Annotated in this window: 13 protein-coding genes; 5 read left to right on the top strand and 8 right to left on the bottom strand. The window is 66.9% G+C overall.

The genetic code is table 11. The features are described from left to right. The first annotated feature begins 189 nt into the window (after nucleotides 1–189). Nucleotides 190–1995: an ATP-binding protein gene (locus E3T42_RS09555; RefSeq protein WP_134367250.1), complete on the top strand. Its 1806-nt coding sequence runs from the start codon at nucleotides 190–192 to the stop codon at nucleotides 1993–1995. Beyond that, complete coding sequence (locus E3T42_RS09550) at nucleotides 1988–2671, top strand: response regulator (RefSeq protein ID WP_134367248.1); 684 nt, start codon at nucleotides 1988–1990, stop codon at nucleotides 2669–2671. Before E3T42_RS09555 ends, E3T42_RS09550 begins: the two co-directional genes overlap by 8 nt. A 267-nt stretch (nucleotides 2672–2938) precedes the next feature. Here E3T42_RS09550 and rraA read toward each other — a convergent pair whose 3' ends face one another. After that, nucleotides 2939–3403, bottom strand: coding sequence for a ribonuclease E activity regulator RraA (gene rraA / locus E3T42_RS09545; RefSeq protein WP_134367246.1), 465 nt, complete (start codon nucleotides 3401–3403; stop codon nucleotides 2939–2941). 110 nt (nucleotides 3404–3513) lie between these two features. Between rraA and E3T42_RS09540 the strand changes: the two genes are divergently transcribed. Both E3T42_RS09540 and E3T42_RS09535 read left to right on the top strand, forming a co-directional pair. Further along, the gene (locus E3T42_RS09540; RefSeq protein WP_241975966.1) at nucleotides 3514–4920 is read left to right on the top strand and encodes an NAD(P)/FAD-dependent oxidoreductase; all 1407 of its coding nucleotides are present in this window, start codon (nucleotides 3514–3516) and stop codon (nucleotides 4918–4920) included. Between the two features lie 32 nt (nucleotides 4921–4952). Further along, nucleotides 4953–6245 carry an NAD(P)/FAD-dependent oxidoreductase gene (locus tag E3T42_RS09535; protein ID WP_134367244.1) on the top strand — a complete coding sequence of 431 codons (1293 nt, stop codon included), beginning with the start codon at nucleotides 4953–4955 and terminating at the stop codon, nucleotides 6243–6245. 44 nt (nucleotides 6246–6289) lie between these two features. Here the strand turns inward: E3T42_RS09535 and E3T42_RS09530 are convergent, their stop codons facing one another. The 7 genes from E3T42_RS09530 to E3T42_RS09500 form a co-directional block, all read right to left on the bottom strand. Continuing rightward, the gene (locus E3T42_RS09530) at nucleotides 6290–7477 is read right to left on the bottom strand and encodes an ABC transporter ATP-binding protein (protein WP_134367242.1); all 1188 of its coding nucleotides are present in this window, start codon (nucleotides 7475–7477) and stop codon (nucleotides 6290–6292) included. After that, entirely contained in the window at nucleotides 7474–8244 is a 771-nt protein-coding gene (locus E3T42_RS09525; RefSeq protein WP_241975964.1) for an ABC transporter permease, read from the bottom strand. The genes E3T42_RS09530 and E3T42_RS09525 overlap by 4 nt, the downstream gene beginning before the upstream one ends. 11 nt (nucleotides 8245–8255) lie before the next feature. Beyond that, nucleotides 8256–9164, bottom strand: coding sequence for an ABC transporter permease (locus E3T42_RS09520; RefSeq protein ID WP_134367238.1), 909 nt, complete (start codon nucleotides 9162–9164; stop codon nucleotides 8256–8258). A gap of 4 nt (nucleotides 9165–9168) precedes the next feature. Beyond that, nucleotides 9169–10284, bottom strand: coding sequence for an extracellular solute-binding protein (locus tag E3T42_RS09515; RefSeq protein ID WP_166787209.1), 1116 nt, complete (start codon nucleotides 10282–10284; stop codon nucleotides 9169–9171). Between the two features lie 504 nt (nucleotides 10285–10788). Beyond that, a complete protein-coding gene (locus tag E3T42_RS09510; RefSeq protein WP_134367235.1) occupies nucleotides 10789–12036 on the bottom strand; it encodes an acyl-CoA dehydrogenase family protein in 1248 nt (415 codons plus the stop codon). 98 nt (nucleotides 12037–12134) lie between these two features. Next, the gene (locus tag E3T42_RS09505) at nucleotides 12135–13706 is read right to left on the bottom strand and encodes an aldehyde dehydrogenase family protein (RefSeq protein ID WP_134402922.1); all 1572 of its coding nucleotides are present in this window, start codon (nucleotides 13704–13706) and stop codon (nucleotides 12135–12137) included. Further along, nucleotides 13703–15076, bottom strand: a complete 1374-nt coding sequence (locus tag E3T42_RS09500; RefSeq protein WP_134402921.1) for an aminotransferase class III-fold pyridoxal phosphate-dependent enzyme — start codon at nucleotides 15074–15076, stop codon at nucleotides 13703–13705. The genes E3T42_RS09505 and E3T42_RS09500 overlap by 4 nt, the downstream gene beginning before the upstream one ends. A 117-nt stretch (nucleotides 15077–15193) precedes the next feature. Here E3T42_RS09500 and E3T42_RS09495 point away from each other — a divergent pair. Next, the coding region (locus E3T42_RS09495; RefSeq protein WP_134402920.1) for a PucR family transcriptional regulator ligand-binding domain-containing protein at nucleotides 15194–16442 on the top strand (1249 nt) is incomplete at its 3' end.

Genomic DNA, 16442 nt, shown 5'->3' with positions numbered 1-16442 from the left:
GTTTTCTCATTGCGTTCCTCTGGTTCGTTGGCCGGCCTCATTGCCGACGGGTCCCATGGTGCGCAGGCACCCCCGGGCCGCCACAACTTATGGTGTTAGCGAACGTTGTGTAGCTTGTGTGCGGGTTTCCCTTCTCCCCCATTGTGCGCGACGATTCTCTAGGGCCGACGACGACCGAGTGGAGGGCACGTGCAGTCACCATCACCGCGCACGCCGCAGTCGACCCGGTCCCGGCTGACCCTCACCCGCCGGCTGCTGCTGTTCCAGCTCAGCCTGCTGGCGATCGTGCTCGTGGCCGTCACCGCCATCTCGCTCGAGCAGACCCGCCAGACCTTCGAATCGGGTCAGCAGCGGCGCATGCTGGCCGTGGCCGAATACTCGGCCGCGAACCCGCTGCTGCGCAGCATCCTCGCCGATGCGGCCCCTGACGTGTCTGCCGACGCCTCTTCCGTCGCCCCTGCCGACGCCTCCCCCGACGCGGACGCTCCGGCCGCCTCGCCGCCCGCCCGGCTCACCGCCCCCGTGGAGACCCTGCGCACCACGACCGGCGTCGACGAACTGATCGTGACGGATGCCGCCGGCCGCGTTCTCGCGTCGCCCGCCGACCCGAGGCTGCTGCGTACCGTGCTCGTGCTGGGCACTGCCCCGACCGGGTCGGACGGCGCGTGGGCCGGCCTGGCCCCGCTCGGCACCATCGACCACGTCGTCGCCCGGGTTCCCGTGCTCGACGACGCCGGCGAGCTGGTGGGCCACCTCGTGGCCGGGCGCCAGCTGCCGACCCTGGCGGGGCTGCTCGCCGCCGCCGCCCCGAACCTGCTCACCTACCTCAGCGTGGCCGGGGTGCTCGGCGCGGCCGGGTCGTGGTGGATGGCGGCCCGGGTCAAACGGCAGACCCTCGGCCTGGAACCGGAACAGATCGCCCGCCTGGTGGAGCACCGGGAGGCCATGCTGCACGGCATCCGTGAAGGCGTCGTGGCCGTGGACGCGGACGGCATCATCACCCTCGCCAACGACAGCGCCCGGATGCTGCTGGGACTACCCGACGACGCCCCGGGCCGGTCGATCCACGAGGTCGGGCTCGACGACGCGGCCGCCCGCGCCCTGCGCACGCACGGCGAGAACGACCGGGACACGCCCCTCGTCAACGGGGGCATGCTGCTCGTGCTCAATCAGACCACGATCCACCCGCCGCGGGCGAAACCCGAGGTGGTGACAACCCTGCGCGACCGCACCGAACTGGTCACCCTGCAGCGCGACCTGGGCAGCAGCCAGCAGGCCACCGACACCCTGCGCGCGCAGACCCACGAGTTCGCGAACCGGCTGCACACGATCTCGATGCTGATGCAGCTCGGGGACACCGACGCGGCCGTCGACTATATCGACGCGGTCACCCGCGACCGGTCGGACCTGGACCGGGACGTGCTCACCCGCCTGGCGGAGCCCGCCGTCGCCGCCCTGGTGATCGCGAAGACCTCGCTGGCCCGGGAGCGCGGCGCCGAGCTGACCCTGTCGGCCGCGTCCGCGCTGCCGCGGGTGGACCCGCGGCTCTCGACCGACCTGGTGACGGTGATCGGCAACCTGGTGGACAACGCGCTCGACGCGGTCACCGGAGCCGGGACGCGCAAGGTGGAGGTGGACATCCGGATGCTGGCGGCCGCCGTTCGGGTCACGGTGCGCGACACGGGACCCGGCGTCGAGTCGGGGCTGCTCGAGCGCGTGTTCGAGGCGGGCGTGACGTCGAAGCGGCCGGCGCCGGCCCGTTCCGTTGCTGAGATCGGGGCCGGGGCCGGAACCGGGGCCGAGTCCAGCGGGGCCGAGCACGGCTTCGGTCTGGCGATCGTTCGGCTGGTGGTCACCCGGCGCGGCGGCGAGGTGACGTACCGGCACGAGGACGGCACCGTGTTCACGGCCGTGCTGCCGGTTTCGTCGGCGCTTCCGGTACTGTCGGTGGAGCCGGGCCGACCCGCGGCCGCGCGGGAGGCGAACCATGTGTGACGTGCTGGTCGTCGACGACGACTTCATGGTGGCCCGGGCGCACGAGCGCGTCGTGCTGCAGCAGCCCGGCTTCCGGGTGGTGGGCGTGGCCCACTCCGGCGCCGAAGCGTTGCAGCTGATCACCGAGCTGCGGCCCTGCCTCGTGCTGCTGGACATCTACCTGCCCGATATGACCGGGCTGGACGTCATCCGCCGCGCCCGCGAGGCCGACCACGACGTCGACTTCCTCGTGCTGAGCGCAGCGCGCGAGGCCGAGACCATCGGCGCCGCCCTGCAGGGCGGGATCGTGAGCTACCTGCTGAAGCCGTTCAAGATCACCGAGCTGCAGTCGCGGCTGCACGGCTACGCCGAGCGTCGCCGCCTGCTCACCCGGCCCGGCCAGATCAGCCAGAGCGACCTCGACCAGGCCCTCGGCGCCACGGGGTCGGTGGCCGTGATCCCGCCGCTGCCGAAGGGACTCAGCAAGGAGACCGCGAGCCTGGTCGAGTACACGCTGGTCGACAGCGAGACGGATGTCGCGGCATCCGAGTGTGCGGAGACGCTGGGCCTGTCCCGGGTCGTCGCCCGCAAATACCTCGAGCATTTCGTGCACACCGGGCAGGCCGGCGTCACCCTGCGCTACGGCCAGGCCGGGCGGCCGCAGCGCCGCTACGGGTGGCTCGGTGTCAATCGTTAGCTCGGTATCAATCGTTAGCTTGCGCGGCCGATTCGGGCTGATTCACGCCGATTCGGTGATGACAAAGCCCCCTCGATCCGCGTAACGTGAGAAGCCGGGTGACCAGCGCTGTTCCCCGAGTACAACAATGATGTTGGACCCCGCACCAGCGGCTCCACCTGAGTGAGTTTCCTCGGGTGGCGCCGCGCGTCCGGTCCAACACGTGCGACCACTCGATGCCCCAGCGCTCGAAGCCCTAGCGCTCGAAGCCCTAGCGCTCGAAGCGTGCTACCGCTCGACGAGGATCCCGTCTTCGTCGCAGAAGACCGTGCGCCCGGGGGTGAAAGTCACGCCGCCGAACTCGACCACGGCATCCGTGACGCCCACGCCGGCCTTCGAGCTCTTGCGGGGGTTGCTGCCGAGGGCCTTGACCCCGAGTTGCATGGTGCCGATGGCGACCCGGTCGCGGATCGCGCCGTTGATCACGACGCCGGCCCAGCCGTTCTGCACCGCGAGGTCGGCGATCATGTCGCCCATCAGCGCGGTCTCGAGCGAGCCGCCGCCGTCGACCACGAGCACGGCGCCGTCCCCGGGCGTGGACAGCACCGATTTGACCAGGGCATTGTCCTGGAAGCAGGTCACGGTGCGAATCGGTCCGGTGAACCGGGCGCGGCCGCCGAGGTCCTGGAACTGGAGCGAGACGGACTGCAGTTCTTCTCCGCGTTCGTCGTACAGGTCGGCGGTCAACAGCATTGGTGTCCTCCAGTGGTGCGGTGGCTGGTGCGATGCTTGGTGCGGTGACTACTTCAGGCTAGCGGGCACGGATGACGCCGAGAGTCACCGAAAGGCCTGCCTGTGCTGCTGTGGCCATCATCTTTCCGGACGGACAGCCCCGCCAGCAGACGCATGCGGCGATTCCCACACCAAAATCCGCGGTCCGCGCCCCATTCGATAGTATTTTGGGAAAGGTTCGAAATACCTCAGGCCCATCGGCGGAGAAGATCTCGAGCGCACTCGGCACCGTCGCGGTCATTGGGGACCTCATCATGAAAGTAATAATCATCGGCGCCGGTCTGGCCGGCCTTACCGCCGCCTGGGAACTTCACAAGCTCGGCCACGAGACAACCATTCTCGAGGCTCGCAATCGGGTCGGCGGGCGCACCTGGTCCCAGAAACTGAGCAACGGGCAATTGACGGAGCGTGGGGGTGAATACGTCTTCCCGACCGAGTTCGAAATTCGGAGGCTCTCAGCCGAAGTGGGTGTCCCGGTCCTCACCCACAACGTGCGTTACGGGCGCCGGACAGTCGGCACCTCCCACGTCTCCTTCGCGGAACTCAATGAGACGTCCGCGAGGCTGTCGTCAACGCTGACGACCATGCTCAGCGACGGGCTCGACCGCGTTTCTGTTGATGACGTCTACAGTGCGACGCTGGGAGGAAACTTTCGCGCTAACCCCCTTTATTGTCGGATCAGGACTTCCCTTGCGGCAGATCCCGCCAGGATCAGTGCCGAAGCTGCGATTCTCCATGAGTCTTCGTCAGCCAACGGGTACGTCGAGGATGGGGGACGATTTCTCAACGGCAATCAGTCCCTGGCACTTGAACTCGCTCGCCGGCTTGCTCCCGCTGTGCGGCTGGAGTCTCCCGTTATCGGGGTCGACCAGAGCAGGACGGGTGTCCAGGTGACCCTGGCTGATGGCGGTTCGATCGACGCTGACGCAGCAGTCATCACCGTTCCTTTCCCGCTCCTCCGTTCGCTCGCGTTGGGATTCGATCTGAACCCGGCACAGCGGATTGCACTCGATCACCGCTTCATGGGGACCGCAGCCAAGCTCGGGGTTCCGCTGACAAGGGTCGATGGCGATTCAGCACTGCAGCACGGTGACCAGGCGTGGTGGTCATGGCGATCGATGTCGGCCGACGGGGAGAATCGCGTTCCCGCTCTTTCCTGCTTCGCTGGAGGCGAAGCGACGCTCCAGGCGCTCGAGACCGTGGCAGGTCCCCGAACCTGGCTCGCCGCTCTCCAGGAAATGCGTCCAGAACTGGTTCTCGACGGTGACCCCCTCCTCACCGACTGGACGAGCGATGAATGGGCTCAGGGCTCATATTCTGCCGCGTCTCTCGACTGGACAGCCGATGACATCGGCGCCTTCAAGTTGCCTTCCGGACGCGTGGCCATCGCGGGCGAACATACCGGGATAGCGCAATCGCTCAACGGCGCAGTGGAATCGGGCGTACGTGCGGCCGCTGCCCTGCGGCTGCTTTCCTAATTACGCCCCGAGATCGAAAGGGAATTCACCACGTGGAGACTGTCGACGTCGTTGTGGTCGGGGCCGGCTTCTCCGGCCTGATTGCCGCGCGAGAACTTGGGAACGCCGGCCTCACCGTGCTGGTGCTGGAGGCACGCGACCGGGTCGGTGGCCGCACCTGGACAGACCACAGGCTTGGACACGACCTGGAACTCGGCGGCACATGGGTGCACTGGGTCCAACCCCATACCTGGTCGGAAGTGACTCGCTATGGTCGACACGTCACCCGCAGCATTCGTCCCGAGGAGGCGTATTGGTTGGGCGCGGGCGATGCCCGCCGCAGTGGGACGCTGGAAAATTTCATGGCCCTGATCGCCGATGGTCAGGCCCGGCTGGTGTCAGATTCGCTCTCCGCGATCCCCCGTGCGGTCGACCCCACCAGTGGTGAGATCGCCTCTCTTGATTCCCTGTCACTGCAGGATCGCTTCGACTCGATCGCCCTCGACGACGAGGCTCGGTCGGCGAATGAGTCAGTCTGGGTGGGGCATATGAACGCCCCTCTCAACGAGGTCGGGCTCTCCGCCGCGCTCCGTTGGGTAAGCGCCAGCGGTGGACACTGGCCGCTGATGCACGAGGCCTCGGCGACGTACAGCGTGGTCGGCGGCATGTCTGCTTTCACCCAGGCGATTGCCGAGGATGTCCGCGGTGAGATCCGGTTGGGAACGACCGTTCGCTCGATCGATCACCAAGCCGACTTTGGGATTGTGACCTGTGAAGACGGCACCCAGGTCCGCGCGCGGCGGATCATCATGACACTCCCCATAAACGCCGTGCACAGCATCCGGATGTCCCCCGAACTCCCCGAAGCCTGGTCGGCGTCGAACCGTGAACGTGTGGGGTCCCAGGGCATCAAACTGTGGATTCGAGTTCGGGGCGCCGTCACACCATTCTTCGCATACGCCTCCCAGCGACACCCGATATCGGTATTGAAGAGCGAGTTCATCTCCGAAGACGAATCCGTCCTCATCGCGTTCGGCCCTGACCACACCATGATCGACGTCACCAGCATCGCCCAGGTTCAGGCAGCACTCGCAGTCTGGCGCGACGATCTCGAAGTGCTCGAGGTCGCCTCACATGATTGGATGAAGGACCCGCTTTCGCAGAACACCTGGATGGTGCACCGCCCCAATCAGTTGACCCGTCACCTTCGCGATCTCCAGACTCCGAGCGGCATCGTTCACTTTGCCGGCTGCGACACTGCGGATCTCTGGGGCGGCTTCATCGACGGTGCCATCGAAAGCGGCTTCCGGGAAGCTCGGCGGGTGGCTGCATCCCTCGCCCTGTAAAGGACAAGCGGCAGCCACCCACACCGGATGCCTGATCGCGGCCGTCAGGTAGTCGATTCCCCGAGTTCTCCCGAGTCCTGCAGGAGTACCCCGGATTCGACGTGCCACACCATCGTGGCTTTGCTCCCCTCAGCGAAGGACTCGCTCGAGTGCGATACCCGAACGGTACCGCTGCTGCCGTCCGGCAGAAGGACTTCGTATCGCCATCCCGATCCCAGATAGGTCACTCCCAGGACCCGAACATCAACCGATTGGAATGAGGCTGAGTCCGGACGGTACCCCTCCTGATACAGCACGATGTTCTCAGGACGGATCAGCACAGCCAGGTCGTCACCGACTCTGTCGCCAGGCACGGATATCTGATGTCCGGCGACGTCGACGGTTGTGCCTCCATCAACGGATCCCGCCCGCTTCCCGATGAGGACCGTCGATTCTCCGAGGAATCGACCGACGAAGAGGGTGTTCGGGCGTTCGTACAATTCGACCGAGCTGCCGACCTGTTCGATCTTTCCGTTATTGAAGACCGCGATCCGGTCAGACATTGACAGCGCTTCCTCTTGATCGTGTGTCACGTACACGAACGTCGAGCCCACTTCGCGGTGAATTCTCTTGATCTCTGCCTGGAGCCATTCACGCAACTTCTTGTCGAGTGCGCCGAGGGGTTCGTCCATGAGAAGCACTCGGGGACTGTAGACCAGAGCACGCGCAAGTGCGACCCGTTGCTGTTGCCCGCCCGAAAGCTCTGCGGGAGAACGATTGCCGTAGTCCCCCATCCGGACCATGTCCAGCACGTCCTTGACCATGGTTCGCTGACGGTCCTTGGGGATCTTGCGTCGCTTGAGGGGGTACGCGATGTTCTCCGCAACGGTCATGTGCGGGAAGAGCGCGTAGTTCTGGAAAACCATCCCAATGTCTCGCTTGTGGGCGGGCACCTTCGCCACGGGCTTGCCGTAGATGTGCAGGAGCCCCTCAGTCACGCTCGCGAAACCGGCGATCATGTTCAGCGTGGTCGTCTTGCCCGATCCGGACGGCCCCAGGAAAGTCATGAACTCTCCCGGTTCGACGATGAGGTCGATGTCATCGACAACGGCCTTCTCGCCGTAGCGCTTCGTCACGTTGCGCAGGCTGATGCCGGCGTGGTTGATGGTGCTGATCGCTTGAGTGTCGAGATTGAGCTCACGGAGGATCTGGTCGGGTGAGGGTGCGGTCCCGGCAATTTCATTCGAGGTCATGCGGAAACCGACTTTCTCTTACGACTGGCGAATTGCGCGGAAAGCATGATGATCACGGATGTGAACATGGCTATCACGGCTACCGCAGCCACGGTGGGGTCATTGGTTTGGGTGACGCTGTAGTAGATCTTCACCGGCAGCGTCTGCAGCTGAGGACTCTGGATGAACAGAGACAGAATGATCTCATCGAAGGAGGTGACAAAGGCGAACAGGGCCCCGGCCGTGACTCCCGGCATGATCAGCGGCAACGTGATGCTGAAGAAGGTTTGCAGCCGTCCCGCTCCGAGGCTCGCCGACGCCTCTTCGAGTCGTGGATCGACGCCCTGCAGTGAAGCCATCACGTTGATGATCACGAGTGGCAATGCGACCACGGTGTGAGCGAGAACGAAGCCCGGCAGTGTCCCCAGGAGATTGAATCGGAGAAAGAGCGAGTAGAGCCCAACGGCAATCACGATGCCAGGAACGATGAGTGGGGTGAGGAAGAAGTTCTCCAATAACGCCTTACCCCGGAACCGAACCTTCGAGAGGCCGATCGATGCCATTACCCCCACTGTGGTGGCAACGATCATGGTGACGATCGCCACTTGCAGTGAGGCGCCGAGGGCCCGGAGCCATGAGGCGTCTGTGAAAAAGTTCTCGTACCACCGAAGGGAGAATCCCTTGGGCGGGAAGTTGAATGAACTGGCCGAGTTGAACGACATCGGAATAATGACCAACGTGGGCAGAACCAGCCAGGCGATGATCAGAATCGCGATAGCGCCGAGCACCCTCCGCAGCATCATTTCTCGACCCCCGGGAACATGCTTGCACCCTTCGACAGCCGGCCGACCACAACGAGAATGAGGACGGTGGCTGCGAGCAGGAAGATCCCCAGCGCGGTGCCCTGACCCCACATGAGGAAGACGCTGATCTGCTGGTACATCAGGGCCGATATCATGATCTCCTTCGACGACCCGAGCAACGACGGAATGATGTAGAAGCCCAGCCCGAGGATGAACACCGTGATCGAACCGGCGAAGATTCCTGGGCGGGACAAGGGCAGGTAGACAGTGAAGAATGCGGTGATCGGCCTCGCACCGAGATTCGACGCCGCAGGCAACAGACGCTTGTCGATTTTGGACATCGCCGAGTACAGCGGCAGCACCATGAAGGGAAGCAACACCTGACTCATCGCCAAAGCGACACCGAAAGTACTTCTGATCAGCGGCAGTGGTCCGATGCCGAACGCGGTCTCGAGGAATCCGTTAATCGGTCCGGTGTCCTGCAGCAGCACCATCCAGGCAAGCGTGCGGACGAGAATGCTGGTCCAGAGTGGAAGCATCACGAACAGTTGGAGCAGATTCCGGGTGCGATCGCCCACGATCGTCATCAGGTACGCATACGGGTACGCGAGGAGCACGCACACCACGGTAACCAGAAGCGCGGTGCCGAAGGTGCGCACGGTCACCGTGATATTCGTCTCGGTGGTGAAGAGCCAGACATAGTTCTGCAGGCCCAGCCGAGGGTCGGTGATGCTCCGGATGAAGACGTCGACAAGTGGTGCGAGGAAGAAGAGGGAGACGATGAGAAACGCCGGGACGAGGAGAAGGAACGGCTTCCAGTTTCTGGGTGCCCGCTGGTTCGCCTCCGAGCCGACCTTCCCGGCCGAGGTCACCCTCGGCCGGGAAGGAGCCGAAATCTGGGACATAGGGTCAGCTACCCGTGGCCCAACCGGCCCAGGCTGTCGCCAGCACATCATAGTTCTTGACCCAGAAGTCGACGTTGGGAGCGTGACCCGTGGCCATGTGTTCCGTTGTCAGCCAGGTGCCCAGCTTCTTATCGACCTTCGGCTTTGCATCGGTGTTGACCGGACCGTACGACGTCAGTTCAGTCATCTTCGCCTGCTGTTCTGCGCCGATGTAGTAGTTGACTGCGGCGAACGCGGCCTGCTTGTCCTTGATACCCTTCGGGATACCGGTTGAGTCAACCATGATCATCCAGTCGTCCCACATGGGGGCGATCGGGGCGCCGGCCGCCGCAGCACCGTAGCCGCGACCTGACCAGACCAGGCCCATTACGGCTTCACCCGATTCGAGCTGCTGCTGGGCCTGCGCTCCAGTCGTCCAGCCGATCACGTCGCTGCCGAGCGACCGGTACATGTCGAAGGCGCCATCGATGTCATCCGTGGTGATGGTGCTGGGATCCTTGCCCTGCGCCACGAGTGCGAACTCCGCCGTCTGCGGGTCGACGTAGGTCGACTGGCTCACCGTGCGCTTGCCCGGGAACTTCTTCGTGTCGAAGAAGTCAGCGGCGCTGGTCGGGGGGTTGTCGCCGAAGGCGTCCGTGTTGTAGGCGACCACGAGTCCGTAGAGAATATTCGGAACCATGCACTTGTCCGTGACGGTTCCCTCCGGGATCTTCGACATGTCGATCTGAGAGTAGTCATACTCCTCGTAGAGCGTGCCGCAGCCCCGAGCGGTGTCGAACTGGGTGGTGTTCACAACGTCCCAGGAGACGTTGCCGGAGTCGACCATCGCCTTGAGCTTGCCGGAGTCGAAGGCATCCTGGAGAAAAGTCGCGCCCGACTTTTCGGCGAACGGCTCCCAGGCTGCCTTGGTCTGACCGTCCTGGAAGATTCCTCCCGACGCCGCGTAGGTCAGCGTCACGCCCTTGAGCACGCCGTCACCGATTTCGCCCGCGACCGGCGTACCGAGATCACGCTCAGGCGCCGACGCCTCCGGCGTGCCGCTGCTACAGCCGGCGACCAGCACAGCGGAGAGCCCGCCGACAACGACCACAGTCAAACTGCGCTTGAGATACGGTTTCATTCGCATGTATATTCCCTTTTCTCCATTGAATTGGAATTCTTCCCTGAACCTAGCATCAATCTGTCTCTGCCTTGAATCGACGCTTCGCACCGCGTGTCGCAACTCGCTGGGGACAACTCCACCAGCCTCCATCAGGAGACATCGGCATGCTCAACCGGAGTGCAGCCCGCGCAGCAGTAATGATGGGCAACACCGAGAAGACATAGCGTGGTTCGGAGGATGGCCGTTCATTCGAGTCACAAAAACCGGCTTTGACGGCGCTTTTGGTGGCGCAGCGACGACGTCAGGGGTCGATTGGCGCGTCGGCGGCCCAGCGACCGCGCTGAACCGCTCAGCCTGTCGACCCGCATCAGAAGATCCGATCCAGCGACGCCCCGGCCAGGATTCGTCGACCGCCCGCGCCCGGCGCCGACGAGCGTCAACTCCGGGACGGACGCGCGAGGCATGCGAACGTATCTTCGAAAAACAGATCTCATTCTCTCGGCACCCGAACGGGCGCTGGTGTCAGCGGAACGCGGGGATTCCGGTGATGTGGTTTCCGATGATCAGGGTGTGAACCTCATCGGTGCCCTCGTAGGTGCGCACGCTCTCCAGGTTGTTCGCGTGCCGCAGCGGCGAGTAGTCCAGGGTGATGCCGTTGCCGCCGAGCACGGTGCGGGCCTCGCGGCAGATCTTGATCGCCTCGCGGGTGTTGTTGAGCTTGCCGATCGAGATCTGGTGCGGTTTCAGCGTTCCGGCGTCTTTGAGACGGCCCAGGTGCAGGGCGAGCAGCGTGCCCTTGTTGATCTCCAGCGCCATGTCGACGAGCTTCTGCTGGGTCAGCTGGTAGCCGGACAAAGGCTTGTCGAACTGCATCCGTTCGCCGGCGTAGGCCAGGGCGGTGAGGTAGCTGTCGCGTGCCGCGCCCATGACGCCCCAGATGATGCCGTAGCGCGCCTCGTTCAGGCAGGAGAACGGGCCGCTCAGTCCCTTGGCCTTCGGCAGCATCGCCGAGGCGGGCAGGCGCACGTTGTCCAGGTCGATCTCGCACTGGATGGAGGCCCGCATGGAGAGCTTCGGGCCGATCACCGTGGCCGTGAATCCGGCGGTGTCGGTGGGCACGACGAAGCCGCGCACCCCGTCGTCGGTCATCGCCCAGATCACGGCGACCTGGGCGACGGCGGCCAGCCCGATCCACCGCTTCGTGCCTGAGATCACCCAGTCGTCACCGTCGCGGCGGGCGAAGGTGGTCATGCTGCTGGGGTCGGAGCCCGAGTTCGGCTCGGTCAGTCCGAAGCAGCCGATCGCCTCGCCGGCCGCCATCTTCGGCAGCCACTCGTTTTTCTGCTCCTCGGAGCCGTGTTTGTGGATGGCGCTCATGGCGAGGGATCCCTGCACGCTCACGAAGGTGCGCAGGCCCGAGTCCCCGGCCTCCAGCTCGAGGGCGGCCAGGCCGTATTCGACGCTGCTCCGGCCCGGGCATCCGTAGCCCTTCAGGTGCATGCCGAGCAGGCCGAGCTTCGCCATCTGGGGCACGATCTCGAGGGGGAAGACCCCGTTCTCGTACCAGCCGGCGATGTTCGGCCTGATGGTGGAGTCCACGAATGCCCGCACGGAATCGCGCAGGGCCACCTCGTCGGCGGTGAGCAGCGACTCGATGTCGATCAGGTCGGAGGTGTCGATCTGGGGCGCGGCGACGATGCCGGCCGGAGCGTCTGTCACGTCGGGCTCGTCTGAAACGGCCGAGTCGATGCGGGTTGAGAGGTCGGTCATGGTTTCGCTTTCGTCAGGTTGAGCTGCAGTTCAGGGTATGGGCGGTGCCAGGGTGTGGTTCGCGTCGGCCGGCCGGCAGCGTCAGCTTGTGGGCAGTGTCAGCTTGCCGGCAGTGTCAGCTTGCCGTCGATGCGCCGCGGAATGCGCCACGGGTTGTCGGGGTGGAGGCCCGCCGGAAGGTGCGCGGGGTCGGCATTCTGCACCGCGACCGGTCGCACGAAGCGGTCCAGCGCGCCCGCGCCGACGCTCGTCGCCTCCGACCGGGACGTGGCCGGCCATGGCCCGCCGTGCTGCATGGACCAGCTGGTGGCCACTCCGGTCGGCCACGCGTTCAGCGCGACCCGGCCGACCTGCCCGAGCAGCCGGCCGACGACCCCCGCCGACTCCGGGTCGTCCGGGCCGCCGGTGAAGACGGATGCGACCAGGCTCGGCTGCAGCCGCGTGAGGGCGTCGAGCGCGGCCGCGGCATCCTCGTACTCGCAGACGAGGGCGACCGGCCCGAAGCATTCCTCCAACAGGCGTGAGCCGGGGTGGAGGTCCTCCAGCCGCACCAGGAAGGCCTGGGGGTCGACCGCGTAGCCGTCGGCGCTGTCGGCCTCGGCGCTGTCGGCCTCGGCGCTGTCGGCGCCGGCGTTTCCCGCCGCGGCGGCGGCTTCGGCGAGTCCGGTCAGGCCGGCCCGGTAGCCGCGCGCGATCCCGGCGGTCAGCAGGGGCGCACTGGGGGCCTGCCGGAGCTCGGCGCGCACGGCGTCGAAGATCCCGGCGCCCGCGGGGGCGAAGAGCAACCCGGGCTTGGTGCAGAACTGGCCCGCCCCGAGGGTGAAGGAGCCCACGAAGCCGGCCGCGATCTGCGCGCTGTCGGCCGCGGCATCCGTCGTGACGAAGACCGGGTTCACGGTGCCCATCTCGGCGAAGACCGGCACGCCCCGCGCGGCGGCGCGCTGCACGAGCGCCATTCCGCCGCCCTGGCTGCCGGTGAAGGCGATCGCGGTGATCTCGGCGGCGTCGACGAGCTGGAGTCCCGCGTCGAAGCCGACGACGAGGGCGTAGCTGCCCACGGGGGCGCCGGCCCGCTCGAGCGCGTCGGAGACCAGCTCCGCCAGCCGCACGCTGAGGCGCGGGTGGGCCGGGTGCGCCTTGACGATCACGGGGCAGCCGGCGCCGAGCGCAGACGCCACGTCGTGGCCGATCACGCCGAAACCGAACGGGAAGTTGCTCGCCCCGAACACCGCGACCGGGCCGAGGGGGATGTTCCAGCGGGACAGGGTGGAGTCGCCGCCGATGCCCTCGGTGCCGGCGCCCAGATAGCTGCCCTCGGCCGCGACGGCGCCGTAGAACACGGTGCTGGTGGCGCATTTGGCGAGTTCGCCGTGCAGGCGGTCCGCGCCGAGGCCGGTCTCCTCGCCCGCGAGCCGCACGAGTTCGTCCTCGTGGGTGCGGAGGGAGTCCGCGATCGCAGTCAGCCAGCCCTGCCGGGTCGCCGGGCTGGTGCCGGCGATCACGGAAGCCGCGCTCTGCGCGCGCCGCAGGATCGCGGCGACGTGCTCCGGGGTCGTGTGCGGCACGCTGCCGTGCTGCGCGCCCGTGCGCGGGTCGTAGCTCGGGTCTGCGGCCGGGTCTGCGGCCGGGTCTCCGGCCGGCGTGACGGTCGTCGCGAGGGTTTCGCTCACGCGTGCACCGCCGCGGCGCCGACGGATGCTTCGGCGTAGACGGATTCGACGGCTGCCCGCAGCACGGCGAGGCCGTCTTCGAGCAGGTCCTGCCCGATGACGAGCGGGGGAAGCAGACGGATGACGTTTCCGTACGTTCCGCAGACGAGCACGAGCACCCCCTGCTGGTGGCAGAGCGAGGCGACCGCGGCGGCGAGCTCGGGCCGCGGTTCGAGGGTCTCTCGGTCGGCGAATTCGATCGCGAGCATGGCGCCGCGACCGCGGAAGTCGACGATCGGGGACTCCTCCGCCACCAGCGGTTCCAGGATGCGGCGGGCCGTGCTCTCGATGCGCAGCGCACCGGCGAGCAGGTCGCCGTTCTCGAATGCCTCGAAGACGCCGAGCGCGGCCGCGCAGGCCAGCGGGTTGCCGGCGTAGGTGCCGCCCAGTCCGCCGGTGTGCACGGCGTTCATCAGTTCGACCCGGCCGGTCACGGCGGTCAGCGGCAGGCCCCCGGCCAGCGCCTTGCCCGTGACGAGGAGGTCCGCGGCGACGCCCTCGTGTTCGCTGGCGAACATGGTGCCGGTGCGGCCCATGCCGGCCTGCACCTCGTCGAGCACGAAGACGATCCCGTGGCGGGCCGCGATGTCGCGCAGCCCGGCCAGGAAGCCGGGGGCCGGAACGATGAACCCGCCCTCGCCCTGGATGGGCTCGATCACCATGGCGGCGAACGTCTCGGGGCCCTGCTCGGCCAGGACCGCCTCGACCCCGGCGAGGGCCTCGGCGGTGGCGTTCGCCGCGCCGCTCGGCCAGCGCAGCGGAGCGGCCATCGGAGCCCGCACGATCTCGGTGGGGAAGGGCCCGAAGGTGATCTTGTAGGGCTTCTCCTTGGCCGTCATGGCCATCGTCAGCAGGGACCGGCCGTGGTACGCGTCGTCGAAGACGAGCACCTTGGCGCGGCCGGTGGCGGCGCGGGCGATCTTGATGGCGTTCTCCACGGCCTCGGAACCGGTGGAGAACAGCGCCGTGCGCTTCTCGAAGTCGCCAGGCGTGTGGGCGTTCAGCCAGGCGCAGACCGCGGTGAAGGAGTCGTACTCGGTGACCATGAAACAGGTGTGGCTGAACCGTGCCAGCTGCTCGGTGACGCGGGCCTGCACGAGTGGGTTGGCAGCTCCGACGCTGGTGACCGCGATACCCGAGGCGAAGTCGATGATGCGGTTGCCGTCGACGTCCTGCAGGATGCCGCCCTCGGCCCGGTCGATGAACACCGGCAGCGCGATCCCGAACCCGCTGGAGACCTGCTTCACCCGTTCGGCATGCAGCGCGCTGGACCGGGGGCCGGGGATCGCGGTGCGGAGCAGTCGGGTCTGGGGAACGGTCGCTGTGTCCATCGGATAAATGTAGGCGAGGGCCATCCGCTTGACATCGTATGAAACGTCTATGAAAAAACAGCGCGGTGGCTAGAATATCCAAAGATATTGGCCGTTTCAGAGTCGAAAAGGATCCGCATGGTGACGATCAGCCTGGTGCAGCTGCAGGAACGGCTCGGCAGCGACCTCCAACCGGTCGGCGGCGGACGGCCGGCCCGCCGTGACCTCACCGGGGTGCACGTCTCCGAGCTGGACGACCCGACGCCGTACCTCGGCGGCGGGGAACTGCTGCTGACCACCGGAATCCCGGTGGCGGGAACCGACGAGCACGTGCGCGGGTACGTGCGGCGGCTCGTCGACCACGGCGTGGCTGCCCTCGGCCTGGGCCTTGGTGCGGGCACCGACCATGTGCCGCCGCACCTCGCCGACGCGTGCCGGGAGGCGGGCCTGGCGCTGCTGATCGTTCCGGACGGCACCCCCTTCCTCCAGGTTTCCCGGGCCTACTGGGACCTCGTCGGCCGCACCGAACAGGCCGACTACGCCGCGAATCTGGGGCTGCAGACCTCGCTCGCGCGCGCCGCCACGCGGCCAGGAGCTGCGGCATCCGTGGTGAAGGTGCTCGCGGAGGCGCTGGGCGGCTGGGCCGCGTACCTGCCGGCCGACGGCACGCCGGAGTCGCTCTGGCCGGCGACCGAGAGCCGCGTGCTGCCGAAGCTGCGCGAGGAGACGGCGCGGCTGAACCTGGCGGGCACGCACGCCGCCGCGACCTTCCCGCTGCTGGGAACGGATGTCGTCGAGTACTCCATCGTGGCCGGCCAGCGCACCGCGGGGTTCCTGGCCGTGGGTGCCGGGCGGGCACTGCGCCCGGCGGACCGGCAGCTCATGCTGACCGGCTGCATGCTGCTCTCGATCACGGCGCAGCAGAACTGGGAGCTGCGCCGGGCCAACGCGATCCTGGGCGCCACCGCCGCGACCCTGCTCCTGCACGGCTACATCGACGCCGCGCGCCTCGCCGCGGCGGAGCTGGGCCTGCCCCCGCTGACGGAACGGGTTCGGGTCCTGGCCGTCACGGGCGAGCAGGTGGACCTGCTCTCGACCGAGGAGCTGGCCGACGCCATCGCCGCGATGTCTGGGCTGTCGACGGGAGAGGAGGCCGCGGAACTGCGGCGGAGCATCCGTCGTTCGAGCCTGCGGTGCACGTTCGACGGGCTCAGCTACCTGGTGCTGGACGAGTCGGGTGACCCGGTTGCCGATCCGGACCGGTCGGTCGTGTCGGGCCCTGCTGCGCAGCCGGGGTCGGGGTCGGGGTCGCTGGCGGTGGCGGTGGCGGGGCCGGGGTCGGGGTCGCTGGCGGTGGCGGGGCCGGGGTCGGGGTCGCTGGCGGTGG

The sequence above is a fragment of the Cryobacterium sp. TMT4-10 genome (assembly GCF_004403275.1).
Lineage (GTDB): Bacteria > Actinomycetota > Actinomycetes > Actinomycetales > Microbacteriaceae > Cryobacterium > Cryobacterium shii.
This window is presented reverse-complemented; position numbering and strand designations above follow the sequence as displayed.